Raw genomic sequence first — 18,287 nt, forward strand, 5'->3', positions numbered from 1 at the left:
CTTTGTTTTCACTCGGAATAGGGCTACCGTTTCTATGCATGGTCGGATCCTCTCTCCCACCCAAAAAGAAGAATTTCATGTCGGTTTTTCCATTTGTATTTATATAAATATTGCCTCTTCGATTCGAAGAGGCAATATAAATTAATAGTTATTGTCGCTACCAAAGAAATCTTTAAACGACTGAATTGTTGTATCGCGGTTTAATGCTGCAATTGAAGTTGTTAACGGGATACCTTTTGGACATGATTGTACGCAGTTTTGCGAGTTACCACAGTTCGCAAGGCCACCATCACCCATAATTGCACGTAAGCGCTCTGCTTTATGCATTTCACCAGTTGGATGTGAGTTAAATAAACGTGCTTGTGAAAGCGGCGCTGGTCCGATAAAGTCAGATTTACTGTTTACGTTCGGACATGATTCTAAGCAAACACCACATGTCATACATTTTGAAAGTTCATATGCCCATTGACGCTTTTTCTCTGGCATTCTTGGTCCTGGTCCTAAATCATACGTACCATCGATTGGAACCCAAGCCTTAACACGTTTCAAAGCATCAAACATACGACTACGATCAACTTGTAAATCACGTACTACCGGGAATGTCTTCATCGGTTTTATACGAACTGGTTGTTCTAATTTATCGATAAGCGCTGTACATGATTGACGTGGTTTACCGTTAATCACCATAGAACAAGCACCACATACTTCTTCTAAACAGTTCATATCCCATGCAACAGGAGTTGTATGGTTTCCTTTTGCATCAACAGGATTACGACGAATTTCCATAAGAGCCGAAATAATATTCATATTTGGGCGATATGGAATTTCAAATTCCTGATCAAACGATTGTGCATCTGGTCCATCTTGTCTCGTAATGATGAGGCGGATTGTTTTCTCAGACATGTTGTTTATCCCCCTTCTCTTCACCCTTAGCAGCTACATCATGTTTTGAAGAATAGTCACGCTTACGTGGTTTGATTAATGAAACATCAACGTCCTCGTAATGGAATGCCGGTGCATTTCCTTCTCCTTCAAACTTCGCCATTGTAGTTTTTAAGAAGTTCGCATCATCACGATTTGGGAATTCTGGTTTATAATGCGCACCGCGGCTTTCATTACGGTTATACGCACCAATTGTAATAACACGAGCTAATTCAAACATATTTGCCAGTTGGCGTGTAAACGAAGCACCTTGGTTACTCCATTTTGCTGTATCGTTAATGTTAATGCGTTTATAACGTTCCATTAACTCTTCGATTTTCGCATCTGTTTCTAATAACTTTTTATTTTCACGAACTACTGTAACGTTATCCGTCATCCATTCTCCAAGCTCTTTATGAAGAACATATGCATTTTCATTACCATCTAACGTTAAAATATTGTTAAATTTCTCTGTTTCGATTAATTCATTTTGCTCGTATAAAGTAGATGAAACAGCATCAGATGATTTTGAAAGACCTTTCATATATTCAATCGCATTTGGTCCCGCTACCATACCGCCATAAATCGCTGAAAGTAACGAGTTAGCACCTAGTCTGTTACCACCGTGCATAGAGTAATCACACTCACCTGCTGCAAATAACCCTGGAATACTTGTCATYTGCTTATAATCAACCCATAGTCCGCCCATTGAATAATGAACAGCAGGGAAGATTTTCATCGGTAGTTTACGAGGATCATCACCTGTGAACTTTTCATAGATTTCAATGATTCCACCAAGTTTAATATCTAGTTCTTTCGGATCTTTATGAGAAAGATCTAGATATACCATGTTTTCACCATTAATACCTAGTTTTTGCTCGACACACACGTCAAAAATTTCACGCGTTGCGATATCACGAGGCACAAGGTTTCCGTATGCAGGATATTTCTCTTCTAAGAAGTACCATGGCTTACCGTCTTTATACGTCCAAACGCGTCCACCTTCACCACGTGCAGATTCACTCATTAGACGTAACTTATCGTCCCCAGGAATTGCTGTTGGGTGAATTTGAATGAACTCACCATTCGCATAATATGCACCTTGTTGATATACAGCAGATGCTGCTGTACCTGTATTAATAATAGAGTTTGTTGATTTTCCGAAGATGATACCAGGGCCCCCTGTTGCCATAATTACAGCATCAGCTTGGAAACTCTTAATCTCCATAGATTGTAAGTCTTGTGCAACGATTCCGCGACATACGCCTTCGTCATCCACAACAGCACGTAAGAAATCCCAACCTTCATATTTCGTTACAAGTCCTGCTACTTCATGACGGCGTACTTGCTCATCTAATGCGTACAATAATTGTTGGCCAGTTGTTGCACCAGCGAATGCTGTACGGTGATGTTGTGTTCCCCCGAAGCGACGGAAATCAAGAAGTCCTTCTTCTGTACGGTTAAACATAACACCCATACGGTCCATTAAATGAATGATACCAGGCGCTGCTTCACACATCGCTTTAACTGGTGGCTGGTTCGCTAAGAAGTCACCACCATAAATTGTATCGTCAAAGTGGATCCATGGAGAATCCCCTTCACCTTTCGTATTTACAGCACCGTTCATGCCACCCTGTGCACATACAGAATGCGAACGTTTTACTGGTACTAAAGAGAACAGTTCCACGTTTACTCCTGCTTCTGCTGCCTTAATCGTTGCCATTAAGCCGGCTAAGCCACCACCGACTACTATAAGTTTCCCTTTCATGCTCTCCCACTCCTTACTGATTTGCTAGCTGTGGATCGATGAACGCTAATAATGCACTCACACCTACATAAGATAAACCTAAGAAAATAGCTAATGTTACATAAGTAGAGATACGTTGTGAACGTGGCGATACTGTAATTCCCCAGCTAATGCAGAATGTCCATAGTCCATTCRCAAAGTGGAAAATTGTTGATACAACCCCAACTAAATAGAARCCAAACATAGCTGGRTTGCTTAAAATATCTGCCATCATATCATAATTTACCTGTTTACCTAACAATGCTTGAATACGAGTTTCCCAAACGTGCCAAGATATGAAAATCAGCGTAACGATACCTGAGATTCGTTGGAAGACGAACATCCAGTTACGGAAGTAACTATAAGATGTCGCATTGTTCTTAGCTGTAAATGCAATATATAATCCATATATAGCATGGTACAGTATCGGTAAAAAGATGACGAAAATTTCTAGCGCATACCGGAATGGAAGGAGCTCCATAAAATGAGCAGCTTTGTTAAAAGCCTCTGCCCCTCTTGTTGCAAAATTGTTTACTACTAAATGTTGCGTCAAAAAGACACCAACCGGAATGACCCCCATTAATGAGTGCCACTTGCGAAACGTATACTCGCGGCCTTTCATGTCCCCATTACCCCCCTTGAGTGTTTGACTGCTGCTTTCAGTATTAGTTTATAACAATAATGTTTTTTCACTATTGCTATAAGAAAAACTGAAAAAATTATTCGAAATATTTCAGCATAATTTGATACCAAATTCATTTTACTCCTATTTTTGTCGAAGCGTCAAGAAAACGTATACATAATTTGTACATAATTTGCATATAATTTGCCACTTCCGTTTTTCTTCCTATATATTTAGATTTTCCTAAAGAAAGTACTGTTTTTATAAATGGGAAATGTTATATAATAATCCCTATAGAAAGAGGGGAATATTGTGAGCAAAAATACACTTGATATAGCATCTTTAGAAGATGTTTCATTGAACGCTTTCGCTTATGAGCTGCTGCGTGAAGAAGTACTACCTGACCTAATTGGTAAAGAATTAGATGACATCTTATACTGGGCCGGCAGAAACCTAGCACGAAAATATCCGCTAGAGACGATTGAAGAAGTCATTCATTTTTTTGAAAAAGCTAGCTGGGGCCGCTTGAACATCATCGAGCATAAACGCCGTGAAATGCATTTTCAGCTAACAAGTCCGCTCATTACAGAGCGTCAAAAGCAAAATAGACATTCTTCTTACCAATTAGAAACTGGATTTGTTGCAGAGCAAATTCAAAAACAACGAAATGTTGTTGCAGAGTCATATGAAGAGCAAAAAAAACGTTCGGAATCTATCACGTTTCTTGTAAAATGGGACGTAAAAGATCCTATCGAAGTGTAGAATCTACACTAACAGTCAACTAGACATATAGGTTTAGTTGACTTTTCTATATAAATCCAAATTAAAAAAACGACATACACCATTTCTTTTAGGTGGGAGAGAGCATCCGGCCATGTATAGAAGCGGTCAGTGCCTTTTTCCCCCCATGCCGTGTGAAAACAAAAGGAGGAAATGAGTGGAGAACTGTTTTTGTTTTCATAGCCACAGCTTATATGTCGAAAAATCAAAATGGATTTATATATTTTTGCATATTCATTCGTTTTCAATGATTTTTAATCTTCTGAAATTATACCAAAAAATAAAAGACATTGTAAACTACAACGTCTTCTTATCTGTTAAATAGGAATAAATAGTTTCTGCAACATTTTGCGGCATTCCCGCTTCGACAAATTCCATCACAGAAGCTTCTTTCATCTTTTTTAGGGAGCCAAAATGTTTTAACAATACTTTTTTTCGCTTTTCACCAACTCCAGGAATCCCATCTAAAGCAGATTGAATCACTGATTTCCCGTGAAGCTGACGGTGAAATGTAATTGCAAATCGGTGTACCTCGTCTTGAATACGCTGCAATAAATAAAATTCTTGGCTATTTCTTTCAAGCATAACAGGCTCGGGAGGATCACCAATCATTAAATGTGATGTACGGTGCTTATCATCCTTAACAAGTCCAGCCATCGGAATATATAAGCCAAGTTCATTTTCAAGCACATCACTAGCAGCTGCAAGATGTCCTTTCCCGCCATCAATCACAATTAAATCAGGTAGTGGCAAATTCTCTTTTAAAGCACGCGTATACCGCCGGCGCACAACCTCTCGCATCGATTCATAATCATCTGGCCCTCGAACTGTCTTTATCTTATATTTTCGATACTCTTTTTTCGCTGGTTTTCCATCAATAAAGACAATCATTGCTGAAACTGGATTCGTCCCTTGAATATTTGAGTTATCAAATGCTTCAATACGATATGGTGTTTCAATGCCAAGCTGCTTACCTAAATTTTCAACAGCCTTAATTGTCCGCTCTTCATCACGTTCAATTAAATAAAACTTCTCCCCTAAAGCGATCTTCGCATTCTTGTTTGCTAATTCAACGAGGTCTTTTTTCTTTCCTCGTTTTGGCTGCGTTACATCCACTTCTAAAAAACGCTCTACTAATTCAGGATCAATACTGCCTGGCACTACAATTTCCTTTGGTTTAAAATGATTGTTTTGTTCATAAAATTGACCGATAAATGTTAAAAACCCTTCTTCAGGCTCATCATAAATTGGGAACATAGAGACATCGCGCTCGATTAACTTACCTTTTCGGACAAAGAAAACTTGCACGCACATCCAGCCTTTATCCACCGCATAACCAAACACATCGCGGTCAACTAAGTCGCTCATAATCATCTTCTGCTTTTCCATAATCGCATCTATATGAGAAATTTGATCCCGTAATTCTTTTGCACGTTCAAACTCTAATTTTTCCGATGCTTCATACATTTTCGCTTCTAATTCTGAACGAACTTCTTTATGTCCACCATTCAAAAACTTAACAATTCCATCTACAATTTCTTGATTCTGTTCATCCGTTACCTCTTGTACACAAGGTGCTAAGCATTGTCCCATATGATAATATAAACAAACTTTATCTGGTATATTTGTACATTTCCGAAGCGGATACATGCGATCTAACAGTTTTTTTGTTTCATGAGCTGATTGCGCATTTGGATACGGACCAAAATACTTTCCTTTATCCTTTTTTACATTTCTCGTAATGAGCAAACGTGGCTGTTTTTCAGCTGTAATTTTAATAAATGGATATGTTTTATCATCTTTTAATTGGATATTATATTTTGGATCATATTTTTTGATTAAATTTAATTCTAAAATAAGTGCCTCCAGATTTGAGGAGGTAACAATATATTCAAAATCAACAATTTCTCCGACAAGACGGAGTGTCTTCCCATCATGTGAACCAGTAAAATACGAGCGCACACGATTTTTTAACACCTTTGCCTTCCCGACATATATAACCGTTCCTTGCTTATCTTTCATTAAGTAACAGCCTGGTTGATCTGGTAAAATTGATAATTTTTCTTTTAAATGCTCGTGCACTCGCAAACCCCCGTTTCTACATATTTATCATTATTATTCCAAAACACCCAACATACGTTCTTTTATTGTAACGGAAAGAACAAAAAAATGAAAACATTATACATATTTTCTTCTTTTCACATAGAATTGTACTATTAATTTTCATGTTAAACTAACAAAATAGAATTTTTGATTTTGTTTTTTAACCTTTGATCATGATGTATTATATAAACAATTCGTGCATGAAATATCCAAAAGAAGCTTTCAAATAAAACATCAAAGAAAAGCGTAAAAAGGAGGATACAATGGAGAAATATTTTGAAGAAGCACACCGTTTCTGTTCTCAGAATAGAATTTACTAAAAAAAGACACTATGTGTGGTTGTTTTTATTGTTTAGAAATTTTCATCCCAAGTAAAATTAATGAATGGTGGGATGATGATACAGCAGTTTGCCCCTATTGTGGTATTGACTCTATTATAGAAGAGGGTTCTGGATTTAAAATCACTGAAACCTTTTTAAAAGAAATGCGCCAAAGATGCTTTGAATAATTAAATTTATTCTCCTCATTACACAAACCATAACGTGAAATTTTAATCAGTGGTGGGCTTTATCCCTCACTGATTATCAGCCCTCACCAATCAGACTTTTACGGGCAGCTGATCCCCACCTAACTTCTTTGCTTTCACTGAATTTTGAAGTGAAGTCTTAATACCCATTAATGAGGGGTAAAGTGAAACTTTAATCGGCGGGGTTCTTCATCCCTTACTAATTGTATTATTATCGTCTAACAGAGACTTAAAACAAAAAAGCTACCTCATGGCAGCTTTTTTGTTTTAGAAGTGTTTAGAAACTAATTCTACTAACGCTTCTTTTGGTTTGTATCCTAACGCTTGGTCAACCACTTTACCATCTTTTAATACGAAAAGAGATGGAATGCTCATTACTTCAAAACTGCGAGCTGTTTCTTGGTTTTCATCAACGTCTACTTTTACTACTTTTACTTTATCGCTTAATTCTGCATCGATCTCCTCTAATACAGGAGCGATCATTTTACAAGGACCACACCATGGTGCCCAGAAATCTAATAATACAATCCCTTCGCTTGTTTCAGCTGCGAAGTTTTGGTCAGTTGCGTTTACAATTGCCATTTTATTTCCTCCTTCAAGTGTATTCTACCAAAAGTATATCATTAAGTTATATACGTGGCGAATATTATGTATCGTTATGTATTGTAACAAAAAAATGTTCCTTTATACTATACAAAAATATAAAGTCTATGCTAAAAAACGAGAGGCAGGGGACCTCTCGTTTTTCTATATATAGGGGTATTTCACTTGGAACTCAAGGGTTACTCAAATTAAGAATGTACTTTTAACTTTTTAAACTCTTCTGTTAATAAAGGAACCACTTCGAATAAATCGCCAACAATACCATAGTCAGCTACTTTGAAGATACTTGCTTCTGGATCTTTATTAATTGCAACGATTACTTTTGAGTTAGACATACCAGCTAAATGCTGAATTGCGCCAGAAATACCGCATGCAATATATAAGTCTGGCGTAACAACCTTACCTGTTTGTCCAATTTGTAATGAGTAATCGCAATACTCTGCGTCACAAGCACCACGTGATGCACCAACAGCACCACCTAATACATCTGCTAATTCTTTTAACGGTTTAAAACCGTCTTCACTTTTCACTCCGCGTCCACCAGCAATAATAACTTTCGCTTCTGAAAGGTCTACACCTTCTGCTGTTTTACGCACAACATCTTGAATGATTGTACGTAAATCTTTTACATCAACTGTAATAGAAGATACATCACCTGTACGCGCTTCATCTTTTTCAAGTGGCGTAATGTTATTTGGACGAACTGTCGCAAATAGAATGCCATCTGTTACAACCTTCTTCTCAAACGCTTTACCAGAATAAATTGGGCGTGTGAAGACAACATTTCCACCTGCGACTTCTAATGCAGTTACATCAGAAACAAGGCCAGCTTCAAGCTTAGCAGCTAACTTTGGTGATAAATCTTTACCGAGTGCTGTATGTCCAAAGACAATACCTTCTGGCTTCTCTTCACCATACACAGCTAAAAATGCTTGTGCATAACCATCGGATGTATATGATTTTAATTTATCATTTTCAACTGTCACAACGCGATCTGCACCGTAATGAATCAATTCATTTGCAAAAGATGCAACGCTCTCTCCAACTAGAAGGCCAACCACTTCACCGCCTTCTGCGATTGTTTTCGCTGCTGCTACTGCTTCAAAAGAAACGTTACGTAGTGATCCGTCACGAACTTCACCCATTACTAATACTTTACGAGCCATAGATTTTCCCTCCTGCATATATAATTTCGTATTTTATTAGATTACTTTCGCTTCTGTATGGAGCAACGATACAAGTTCTTTTACTTGATCTTGCAGCTCGCCTTGTAACACTTTTCCTGCATCTTTCTTAGGAGGTAAATAGATTTCGATTGTTTTTGTTTTTGCTTCCACATCATCTTCCTCTAAATCTAAATCATCTAATTCTAGTTCTTCAAGCGGTTTTTTCTTCGCTTTCATAATACCTGGAAGCGATGGATAACGCGGTTCATTTAAACCTTGTTGCGCTGTTACTAAAAGTGGTAGTGATGCTTCAATCACTTCAGTATCACCTTCGACATCGCGCTCAATTTTCACGCTTGTACCATTAATTTCAAGCTTCGTAATTGTTGTTACGTATGGAATATTTAGCGCTTCCGCTACGCGTGGTCCAACTTGTCCAGACGCACCATCAATCGCTACGTTTCCACCTAAAATTAAATCTACTTCTTTATCTTTTAAATATTCAGCAAGCACTTTCGCTGTTGTAAATTGGTCACCATTCTCAACATCATCTTCAATATTGATTAATACCGCTTTATCACAGCCCATCGCTAGCGCAGTGCGAAGTTCTTTTTCACTATCTTCTCCGCCAACTGTTACAACCGTAATTTCACCGCCTTGTGCGTCTCTTACTTGAATTGCTTCTTCAATCGCATATTCATCGTAAGGGTTGATGATGAATTCCGCTTCGCCATCATAAATTGCACCGTTTTTAATTACGATTTTCTCTTCTGTATCAAATGTTCGTTTCATGAGTACGTAGATGTTCATTCCATTTACCCCCTTGTTTTTCAGAAAGATTCTATCAATTTTAATATTCCGTTAATTTATATTAAAAAAATAATTTGAACTACCTGCCACTAAATGAAGGTTTGCGTTTTTCTAAGAATGCCGCTACACCTTCTCTTCCATCTTCACTCGTAAACACTTCACCAAATATTTGTGCCTCACGCTGTACACCTTCATAATAATGAGATGATTTTGTTGTTTGTAATAGCTCTAACACAGCACGAGTTGTCGCTGGGCTTTTGCCAGCAATTTGTTTTGCGATTTTGAGAGTCTCTTCTAAAAGTATTTCTTCTGAGAACACGCCGTTAACAAGTCCCCATTCTAATGCCTGTGCACCTGTAATTGGTGTACTTGTTAGCATCATTTCACAAGCCTTCGCTTTACCAACATAGCGTGGCAAACGCTGTGTACCTGCAAAGCCAGGAATAAGTCCAAGCGTTAGCTCTGGTAAACCAAGCTTTGCACTTTCAGTTGCAAAGCGCATGTGGCAAGACATAGCGAATTCAAGGCCACCGCCAAGTGCCGCTCCATGAATTGCCGCAATGATTGGTTTTGAGCACTTTTCAACACGCTCAAACGTAACTTGTCCAAGCTGTGCTAACTCTGTTGCTTGTTTCGCTTCCTCAACAGAWGTAAAYTCTTTAATATCTGCYCCTGCTGARAAGAAGCGKCCTTCACCATGWAGAACAACAACRCGRATRTTWTCATCCTTTTCSACTTGATCRATTARYTCAGTAACGTCATGCATAACTTGTGAAGACATCGCATTAGCTGGTGGATGATTTAACGTTGCCACCGCAATATGGTCTTCTACTGTTACAGATAGGAATTTCAACATGATCCCTCCCATTATTGACGATAACCACAAGCTGAAATAAGCAGCCCATGTACCGTTTTTGAAAGTGCGACCAAATCATATTTATGATCGCTCATTACCCAATTGGTCACAACTTCATCTACTGTTCCGAAGATCATTTGTCTTGCTACGCGAACATTTAAATCCGCTTGGAATTCTCCTTGTCTTATACCTGTTTCCAAAATCTCATCGATGACTTGTAAGTATCCTTTTAATACTTCATTTATTTTGAGGCGTAACTCTTGGTTGGATTGACGAAGCTCTAGTTGCGTGACAATAGCAAGAGGATCATTTTGTGACAACAGCAAGAAGTGCGTTTCTACCAACATAAATAACTTCGCTACAGCGCTTTCAATTCCTGCTGTTTTTTGGCGAATTTTTTCTATAAATTCTCCCATCTTCTCTTGGAATAAGGATATTAATATATCTTCTTTATTTTTAAAATATAAATAAATAGTTCCATCAGCAACACCAGCTTGCTTTGCAATTTTAGAAACTTGCGCTTGATGGTATCCATTTTCTGCAATCACAATAACCGCAGCATCAATAATTTGGTTATATTTTGGTCGATTTTTTTTCACTTTACTGTCCCCTTCAAGAAGATGACTGAATGAGTGGTCATTCATATTTCATATAATACTGACTATTTAAAAAAATGTCAATCCTATATCCTATATTTTCAAAAAGAAAGGGCCTTTAGCCCGTCTTCTCATCCTCTTTCTTCTTCTGTTCTTCATCTATAAGGACACGGCGTAAAATCTTCCCTACTGTTGTTTTTGGTAACTCGCTCCGAAACTCATATACTTTTGGGACTTTATAAGCAGCCAAATATTTACGAGCAAATTGATCTAACTCTTCTTCAGAACAAACTTCTCCTTCTTTTAGCACAACAAAAGCTTTCACAGTCTCACCGCGATACGGATCTGGAACACCAATCGTAACCACTTCCTGCACTTTTTCATGCTCATATAATACTTCTTCCACTTCGCGCGGATAAACATTGAATCCGCTGGCAACAATCATGTCTTTCTTGCGATCTTTCACATAGAAAAAACCCTCTTCATCCATATACCCAATATCACCTGTGTGTAACCACCCGTCCTGTAATACCGCTGCTGTTTCCTCAGGCTTATTCCAGTATCCTTTCATCACTTGCGGGCCCTTCACTACAATTTCACCAATCTCACCGGGTGGCAAATATTCTCCTGTTTCAAGTGACATAATGCGTGCATCTGTATCTGGCCACGGAACACCAATACTTCCCGGCACACGTTTTTTCCATAAGAAATTGCCGTGTGTAACTGGAGATGATTCTGTGAGTCCATATCCTTCTACCAGCTTACCGCCTGTAATCTTTTCAAATTTCTCTTGTACCTCTACTGGAAGTGGGGCAGAGCCACTAATACAAGCCCGAATCGAAGAAATATCATATTCCCGAAGTAGAGGACTATTTAAAAGGGCAATATAAATTGTTGGAGCTCCCGGAAATAGTGTAACTTTATGTTTTTTAATCGCTTCAAACACCATTTTCATATCAAACTTCGGAACCAGTACCATTTTATACCCTTGCATAATAGCCAAATTCATTACAGCAGTCATTCCATACACATGAAAAAATGGAAGAACACCGAGAATGACTTCCTCTCCCTCTGTACAGTTATATAGCCAATGCACACCCATCAGTGTATTCGATACAAGGTTTTTGTGTGTTAACATAACTCCTTTCGGAAAACCTGTCGTACCTCCAGTATATTGTAAGAGTGCTAAATCATTTTCAGGGTCACACGGCACTTCTACCGTTTCATCACTTTCTTTTTCTACCGATTTCCAAACATGAATCGTATCACTTTCCGTTACTGTTACAACCAGGTTGCTTTGCTTCTTTTGTACAACTGGATAGAGTAAATTTTTTGGAAATGGCAAAAAGTCAGCAATGCGGGTTACAATAACGTGCTCCACCTTTGTAGCAGATTGAACATTGGTGACTTTCGGAAAAACTAGGTCAACACAAAGAATAACTTTCGCCCCGGAATCATGGAGCTGATATTCTAACTCCCTCTCTGTATAAAGGGGATTTGTTTGTACCACTATACCACCTACAAGTAACGTACCATAATATCCAATCACAGCTTGCGGACAATTTGGTAACATAATCGCAACTCGGTCACCTTTTTTCACACCAAGCCTTTTAAGGTAATTTGCAAATTGTCTCACCTTACGATCTAACACTGCAAATGTAATATCTTTCCCTAAAAAATGAAGCGCTTTCTTTTCTGGGTACCGAGAAGACATCTGCTGTAAATATACATGGAGCGGCCGCATATCATTAGAAATTGTATGTGGAATTTCCTTTGGATAATTTTGTAACCAAGGTTTCTCCATTCCCATTCCTCCTTCCTGTTCTTACACAAATAAAATGAATGTCCATTCATGATGATTATTTTCATTATATTATAGTCATAACAGTGTTACAATCATAATATTCTGACTCTTACACAACTATTCATTTATAATCTCACCCTATATGTACTAGCCCTCCTACAAGATCTTTTGCATCTATTCTAATTGTATAGGGGAGCCAAGATGTACATTCTAATATTTATTACATACAGCTTTTTTCTCTTTCGGCTTATATTTTTTGTCTTGATTGTATAATCTAAATTCAGTTGATCTATCTAATGTATGAAAAAGGAAGGCTTCCTCATCATTTAGAAGCCTTCCCCCTTTTATGCACTATTTTTTATTTTTCTCTTCTCGCACCAAATCAATTACTACCTCTTTACCATCCACATCTTTTAGTAGTACTTTAAACTGTTGGATATTATCAAAGGAAAAACCTCCTCCTTTCACGAATTTACCCTATGAATGTAACCATAGGGGGGATAACATGTATCAAACAATTGAAGGCTTTTTAAAAACGTGGAAATACGAGGCTGATTCTACGCAAAAGGTATTGGATGCATTAACGGATGAATCGCTGACTCAAGAGATTGCACCTGGTCATTGGACTTTAGGTAGAGTTGCTTGGCATATCGTCACCGCGATTCCAGTAATGCTGTCAGGGACAGGTTTACAGTTTGAGGAGGAAACAAAAGATTCTCCTGTACCAACTTCCGCAAAGACGATTGCAGAAAATTACCGTAAAGTAAACACAGCTTTTGTTGAAGCAATTCAAACGCAGTGGACCGATCAAGATTTAACAACAATTAACGATTTCTTTGGACGTCCCATGCCGAATTCTATATTTTTAATGACTCTCATTAACCATCAAAACCATCACCGCGGTCAAATGACTGTTTTAATGCGCCAAGCTGGCTTGAAAGTTCCGGGTATTTATGGACCTACAAAAGAAGAATGGGATGCTACTGGTATGGAAGCTCCGAAAATGTAGCAGTATGTTATAATGCTAAATAAGACAAGGAGACTAAATACCTTGTCTTTTTCTGTAACTTGTTTCATGTGAAACTATTTTCTATACAACGATTACTTTATTATCGAGTATAAAGGACCGAACCGCTTTGACATTTCTCCAGAAGTTCAGGAGTATTTAAGTCAACATTCTAAAATTACAAAGTAATACGGCTAAAACATAGAAGTAAAAAAGAGCTAGCGTCATGCTAACTCTTTTTTACTTCTTTTGGTCACGCTGCTATATCTTCGTTCTCAATATTTTTAATCCCATAATAAGCAATTATAATCCCAATAGCTGCAAGCGCGAATTGAAGCGGGAGAAAGGTCGCTGGTGAAAACTCTGGTTGATTTTGACATGCAATCGCCACAACAACTAAGGAAGAGAGAATTGTTGTTGGTACAGAATATTTACGCATACCAAAGTATAACGGAATTAAACTTGTTCCTGCAGCTGCAATGGCAAAAGGAACCACTTTTATACTTTCTTGAATCAACGCATCTATCGTTATTGTATTCGGAATAACTAACATATAGCTATTTAACATAAAGAAAACACTTACTACAAAAATGTTAGATAATACAACTGTTATAAAGGTTAGCATTGCTGTAATTAATAACTTACTAGCGATGATTTTTTTTCGATTAATCGGATACGAAAACATGAGCAATATTGTTCTGTTTTTATATTCTTCAATTACTAATTTTGCAATTAATACTCCTGCAAAGACAATAAATGTTCCTCTCACCATTGTACTAGCCATTAAAAGCATCATTTGAGAATTTCTTAGTTCTAAACCTCCTTCAATTTGTGACACATAGCCTACAAAAAACAAAAGCGCAACCATCAATATATTTGCGATAATCGTACCCTTCACATACCACCCAAGCTTAAATTTCTTCATTTCTAGCTTCATGAGTTGCAGCATTTCATTCCCTCCCTAGTTCATCTATGTTTATTTAACAAATCGATTCGATCTTTCTTACTGGCATATAAGCAACAAGTAGGTCAATACAAACTAATATAATTGGAATAACGATAAAACTTAGCAATTAATCATGTATTTTAAAAACATTCTAATTCCAGTTATAATGACGCTTACTATCCCTATTGCCATTAAAAGCAAAAAAACCTTCTGCTTTGGATTTCTGTAATATAAGATTCCTCCTATTAAAAGTGCTATAAACCCACCGACTATATTAAGTACCAGTAAATCCATAACCATTCCTCCCTAATTGCATTTATTATTCTGAACACTGTTGCTATTCCTATCAAAACAGCACTTAGTATAGAGTAAATCACTGGCATTCTCATACGTATTGATTCATGAGTAAATCCAAGAAAATCAAAGTTATGAATTTATATTTATAGTTCCTTTTTTGCTTAAGAGCTCTAGTGTATTTAATGCATCACCAATCGTGCCTTCTTTTGATTTTTCCGTATTCGTTTTTTTGTTAAATCCATTTAAATTCACTGCTATATCAGATGAATTACTGTTAGCAGTAAGCTTTAATGAAGTAGGAATTTCTTTATAAGACACCTCAATATCTCCTGACTTTGTTTCTACAAGTAATGTTTTTCCTTCTTTTATATCTTTAATTGATACTTCACCATCTGTTGAAGTGATTTTCATATTATTGCCGTTCACATTTGTCATATAGCTATCACCAGTAGTAGAAGATACGAATAGTTCTTTTAATGAACTATCTTTTAAACTTAGTTCCCCAGTTTTTGATGTAAACATACCTTTTTCTGCTGATAGTCCTACGATCTTTTCAGAACCAGAGACGTTTGAAAATACAATATTTTTAGTCGTTATATCATTCATTTTTATATCACCAGAGCTATTATTCAATTTAATCGTACCTACTCCATTTTTGGGGATGGAAATATAAATAGTACCGTTCTTTCCAAAACTGAATCCTCCCCAAAAACCTTCCTTTTTCTCTTTCTGACTAACTACAATTTTCTCCCCATCATTTTTAATTGTTACAGGATCATTTTTCTTATCTTTTTGTTTTCCTTCAACTGTGATTGTTATTTTTTTTGATTCCGTATTTTTGAATTCAACATCCCAATCTTCGTTATTTATTTCTATTTCTTCCACACTATCTACTGCAAAGGAGATTTCTTTTTCAAAACTCTTTGTCCCTACTTCTTTGAGACTAAAAGCTACTCCAACAATTACAATCATTAAAATAGAAGCTAATATAATTTTCTTCACTCTTTATTCCCCAGTTCATTTTAAATCTACGCATTATTCATGATCTTATCTTTATTTAAGCCACATCCATTTTGTCAACTTTATGATACGAAAGATAGCCAATTGTAAGACCTAATAGACAAAATGCAATTGGTACTACAATGAAGTCAAACAAACTAATCTGTAATTCCCCATTAGAAACAGTTGAATTAATCAATAGTCCAATTAATATAGATGACGTAATCGTTGTAGGAGTTGACTTTTTTCTCATACCAAAATATAAGGGAACTAAGCTGATTCCAGCCATCATAAATGCGCTAAGAAAAGTAGCTGGAATGGTAGCAATGATTTGATCCATAGTAACAGGTGTTTCAAAGAATCCTATCATTGGATTTAAGAAGAAAGTTAACACATTGATCATAAAAGTAGTAACAATTATGCTGCAAAAACAAAATCCAAAAACAATTGCTAACTTTGCTTGCATGATTTTTTTTCGTTGTAATGGATAGGTAAATAATAATTGCATTGTTTTACTCCTGTATTCATCAATGACTAAACGTGATAAAATGACAGCTGAAAAAATGATAAATGTTACTCTAATAAAAATATTCGCTAAAGACATAAATCCCGCATAATCCGTAAACATTAAATCACTATCAACTTTAGAACCCCATGCCATAAGACCAACTGCGGCAAAGATTGCTACAATACAAATTGCGACTCCTCTAAAGTAACCAGATAAGTGATGTTTTCTCCATTCTAGCTTCATTAGTTTAAACATGTTAACTGCCTCCATTAATATGATTTAAGACGTATTTTTCTAGATTCACCTTATTGAAACAAATCTACCTGTTCGATTTTTCTTATTGCCATATAAGCAATCAACAGACCAACACAAGCTAATGTAATGGGAATTACGATAAAATCAAAAACCGAAATTTCCCCATTCAAACTAGCAGTAACTAAACATACGATAATAATTGCGGATACGAATGTTGTCCGAACTGAATACTTTTTCATTCCGAAGTAAAGTGGGATTAAACTAATTCCTGTTGTCGCTAATGCATTTACAAATAATTTGACCGCGTTCTCGGCTAAAATAGATATCATTAATGGTTCAGTAATAACTGGATAATATATATTCACAACATAAACGAAACTAAATATGATAATTTCTGAAATGATAATTGCGCATAAAGTAAACAAAATAACGATAAGCATTTTTGCTGCCATCATTTTTTTACGATTAATCGGGTACATGAACATAACCGTCATCGTCTTATTTTGAAACTCTTGAATAATAAATTTGGCAATTAAACTTGCTCCAAAAATCATAAATGCCGCTCGTGGAAAACGATCAATCAATTGAAATGCACTATCATAACTATTCACTTCTCCATCAAGCATAATTAATGAAATAAGTATAGAAATAATAAAAGTTGCAAGGAATGCCCCTCTAATAACCGGCCACAACTTAAATTTCATAAGCTCAAGTCTCATTAAATTAAGCATGGATCCCCTCTCCATTCACGAGATTCAAGAAATATTCTTCTAATGAACTATGCTTTTTGTTTATACTTTCAATTTCTACGTCATTCATGATGAGCGCTTTAGAAATCGCTTGCTGCGTCGCTGTCACTTCATACACGCGAATCATACTCTCACTCATAATTTTGTAGTTTGTTATACGTAGTTTATTTTCTAAAACATAAGCTGCTCGTTTCACATCTTGAACTTGAATTTCAATATACTCTGTTTGCTTACCATTAATACTTTTCATAGAAACTTCTTTTATTAATTTTCCATTTTGAATGACCCCAATTGTATCTGCCATCTGCTCCATTTCACCTAAAATATGACTAGAAACTAATAGAGTAATTCCATATTCTTTGCAAAGCATTTTAAATAAGTCGCGCAGTTCTCTAATACCGATTGGATCTAAACCGTTGATTGGTTCGTCTAAAATTAATAGCTCCGGTTTTGTCAAAATTGCTCTGGCAATTCCTAACCTTTGCTTCATCCCCAGTGAAAAATCTTTTACTTTTTTATTCTCCACGTTGTGTAAATTGACAAGATCTAATGCATGCTCAATCTCCTTCTTGTCGTAATAACCCATATATTCACAATGTAAATATAAATTTTCTTTAGCTGTTAATTTGTCATAAAAGATTGGATATTCAATAATTGTTCCCATTCGTTTTAACACGTCATAAGATGTATCGGTTAATTTCTCACCGAAAATTTCAATATCCCCACTCGTTGGTTTTATTAAATTGGTAATCATCTTCATAATCGTTGTTTTACCAGCACCATTCGGTCCTAAAAAGCCATAGATTTCTCCTTTTTTCACATGCATATTAACCCCAGAAATCACTTCTTTCCCCTCAAATACTTTTGTTAACTGATTTGTTTTTAATACATAGGACATATCATTTTCCCCTTTCGCTTTCACTTCATACTTCCCCCGCATTAACGGGCAGTAAG

Annotated in this window: 18 protein-coding genes and 2 pseudogenes; 4 read left to right on the forward strand and 16 right to left on the reverse strand. The window is 36.5% G+C overall.

The window, feature by feature from the left end; all coding sequences use genetic code 11:
- Nucleotides 1-141 precede the first annotated feature (141 nt).
- The 3 genes from sdhB to sdhC are packed head-to-tail and all read right to left on the reverse strand — an operon-like array spanning nucleotide 142 to nucleotide 3,329.
- Complete coding sequence (gene sdhB / locus AC1DIT_RS01940; protein WP_016116528.1) at nucleotides 142-903, reverse strand: succinate dehydrogenase iron-sulfur subunit; 762 nt, start codon at nucleotides 901-903, stop codon at nucleotides 142-144.
- Entirely contained in the window at nucleotides 896-2,689 is a 1,794-nt protein-coding gene (sdhA, locus tag AC1DIT_RS01945; protein ID WP_016116529.1) for a succinate dehydrogenase flavoprotein subunit, read from the reverse strand. Before sdhA ends, sdhB begins: the two co-directional genes overlap by 8 nt.
- 13 nt (nucleotides 2,690-2,702) lie before the next feature.
- Entirely contained in the window at nucleotides 2,703-3,329 is a 627-nt protein-coding gene (gene sdhC, locus AC1DIT_RS01950) for a succinate dehydrogenase cytochrome B558 (protein ID WP_476998032.1), read from the reverse strand.
- 312 nt (nucleotides 3,330-3,641) lie between these two features.
- On the opposite strand from sdhC, the gene AC1DIT_RS01955 reads away from it, so the two are divergent.
- Nucleotides 3,642-4,091, forward strand: a complete 450-nt coding sequence (locus AC1DIT_RS01955) for a YslB family protein (RefSeq protein WP_016116531.1) — start codon at nucleotides 3,642-3,644, stop codon at nucleotides 4,089-4,091.
- Nucleotides 4,092-4,406: 315 nt separating this feature from the next.
- Here the strand turns inward: AC1DIT_RS01955 and uvrC are convergent, their stop codons facing one another.
- Complete coding sequence (uvrC, locus tag AC1DIT_RS01960; RefSeq protein ID WP_016116532.1) at nucleotides 4,407-6,191, reverse strand: excinuclease ABC subunit C; 1,785 nt, start codon at nucleotides 6,189-6,191, stop codon at nucleotides 4,407-4,409.
- A 284-nt stretch (nucleotides 6,192-6,475) separates the two neighbouring features.
- On the opposite strand from uvrC, the pseudogene AC1DIT_RS01965 reads away from it, so the two are divergent.
- Nucleotides 6,476-6,720: pseudogene (locus tag AC1DIT_RS01965) on the forward strand (cytoplasmic protein).
- A gap of 285 nt (nucleotides 6,721-7,005) precedes the next feature.
- Here the strand turns inward: AC1DIT_RS01965 and trxA are convergent.
- The 6 genes from trxA to AC1DIT_RS01995 all read right to left on the reverse strand — a co-directional run bounded on the left by trxA (nucleotide 7,006) and on the right by AC1DIT_RS01995 (nucleotide 12,573).
- On the reverse strand, nucleotides 7,006-7,320 hold the full coding sequence (gene trxA, locus AC1DIT_RS01970; protein WP_016116533.1) for a thioredoxin: 315 nt from the start codon (nucleotides 7,318-7,320) through the stop codon (nucleotides 7,006-7,008).
- A 209-nt stretch (nucleotides 7,321-7,529) separates the two neighbouring features.
- Nucleotides 7,530-8,507: an electron transfer flavoprotein subunit alpha gene (gene etfA / locus AC1DIT_RS01975; RefSeq protein WP_016132092.1), complete on the reverse strand. Its 978-nt coding sequence runs from the start codon at nucleotides 8,505-8,507 to the stop codon at nucleotides 7,530-7,532.
- 36 nt (nucleotides 8,508-8,543) lie between these two features.
- Nucleotides 8,544-9,317 carry an electron transfer flavoprotein subunit beta gene (gene etfB / locus AC1DIT_RS01980; RefSeq protein WP_016116535.1) on the reverse strand — a complete coding sequence of 258 codons (774 nt, stop codon included), beginning with the start codon at nucleotides 9,315-9,317 and terminating at the stop codon, nucleotides 8,544-8,546.
- A 79-nt stretch (nucleotides 9,318-9,396) separates the two neighbouring features.
- Nucleotides 9,397-10,173, reverse strand: coding sequence for an enoyl-CoA hydratase (locus AC1DIT_RS01985; protein WP_476998033.1), 777 nt, complete (start codon nucleotides 10,171-10,173; stop codon nucleotides 9,397-9,399).
- Nucleotides 10,174-10,184: 11 nt separating this feature from the next.
- Entirely contained in the window at nucleotides 10,185-10,772 is a 588-nt protein-coding gene (locus tag AC1DIT_RS01990; RefSeq protein ID WP_018764425.1) for a TetR/AcrR family transcriptional regulator, read from the reverse strand.
- Between the two features lie 115 nt (nucleotides 10,773-10,887).
- A complete protein-coding gene (locus AC1DIT_RS01995) occupies nucleotides 10,888-12,573 on the reverse strand; it encodes a long-chain-fatty-acid--CoA ligase (protein WP_016132093.1) in 1,686 nt (561 codons plus the stop codon).
- Nucleotides 12,574-13,078: 505 nt separating this feature from the next.
- On the opposite strand from AC1DIT_RS01995, the gene AC1DIT_RS02000 reads away from it, so the two are divergent.
- Nucleotides 13,079-13,582 (forward strand): DinB family protein, encoded by a 504-nt coding sequence (locus AC1DIT_RS02000; protein WP_016116538.1) that lies wholly within the window; start codon nucleotides 13,079-13,081, stop codon nucleotides 13,580-13,582.
- Nucleotides 13,583-13,678: 96 nt separating this feature from the next.
- Nucleotides 13,679-13,768 (forward strand): annotated as a pseudogene (locus tag AC1DIT_RS02005) (YfjL-like protein); the annotation flags it as partial.
- Nucleotides 13,769-13,832: 64 nt separating this feature from the next.
- Here AC1DIT_RS02005 and AC1DIT_RS02010 read toward each other — a convergent pair.
- The 6 genes from AC1DIT_RS02010 to AC1DIT_RS02035 all read right to left on the reverse strand — a co-directional run bounded on the left by AC1DIT_RS02010 (nucleotide 13,833) and on the right by AC1DIT_RS02035 (nucleotide 18,231).
- Nucleotides 13,833-14,528 (reverse strand): ABC transporter permease, encoded by a 696-nt coding sequence (locus AC1DIT_RS02010; protein ID WP_016116539.1) that lies wholly within the window; start codon nucleotides 14,526-14,528, stop codon nucleotides 13,833-13,835.
- A gap of 117 nt (nucleotides 14,529-14,645) precedes the next feature.
- Nucleotides 14,646-14,819, reverse strand: coding sequence for a hypothetical protein (locus tag AC1DIT_RS02015; RefSeq protein ID WP_016116540.1), 174 nt, complete (start codon nucleotides 14,817-14,819; stop codon nucleotides 14,646-14,648).
- Nucleotides 14,820-14,951: 132 nt separating this feature from the next.
- The gene (locus AC1DIT_RS02020; RefSeq protein ID WP_016116541.1) at nucleotides 14,952-15,824 is read right to left on the reverse strand and encodes a DUF4097 family beta strand repeat-containing protein; all 873 of its coding nucleotides are present in this window, start codon (nucleotides 15,822-15,824) and stop codon (nucleotides 14,952-14,954) included.
- A gap of 55 nt (nucleotides 15,825-15,879) precedes the next feature.
- A complete protein-coding gene (locus tag AC1DIT_RS02025) occupies nucleotides 15,880-16,584 on the reverse strand; it encodes an ABC transporter permease (protein WP_016116542.1) in 705 nt (234 codons plus the stop codon).
- Between the two features lie 50 nt (nucleotides 16,585-16,634).
- A complete protein-coding gene (locus AC1DIT_RS02030; RefSeq protein ID WP_016116543.1) occupies nucleotides 16,635-17,315 on the reverse strand; it encodes an ABC transporter permease in 681 nt (226 codons plus the stop codon).
- Nucleotides 17,308-18,231: an ABC transporter ATP-binding protein gene (locus AC1DIT_RS02035; protein ID WP_033671547.1), complete on the reverse strand. Its 924-nt coding sequence runs from the start codon at nucleotides 18,229-18,231 to the stop codon at nucleotides 17,308-17,310. The genes AC1DIT_RS02030 and AC1DIT_RS02035 overlap by 8 nt, the downstream gene beginning before the upstream one ends.
- Between the last annotated feature and the right edge of the window lie 56 nt (nucleotides 18,232-18,287).

This window comes from Bacillus sp. 05T22, assembly GCF_056396765.1.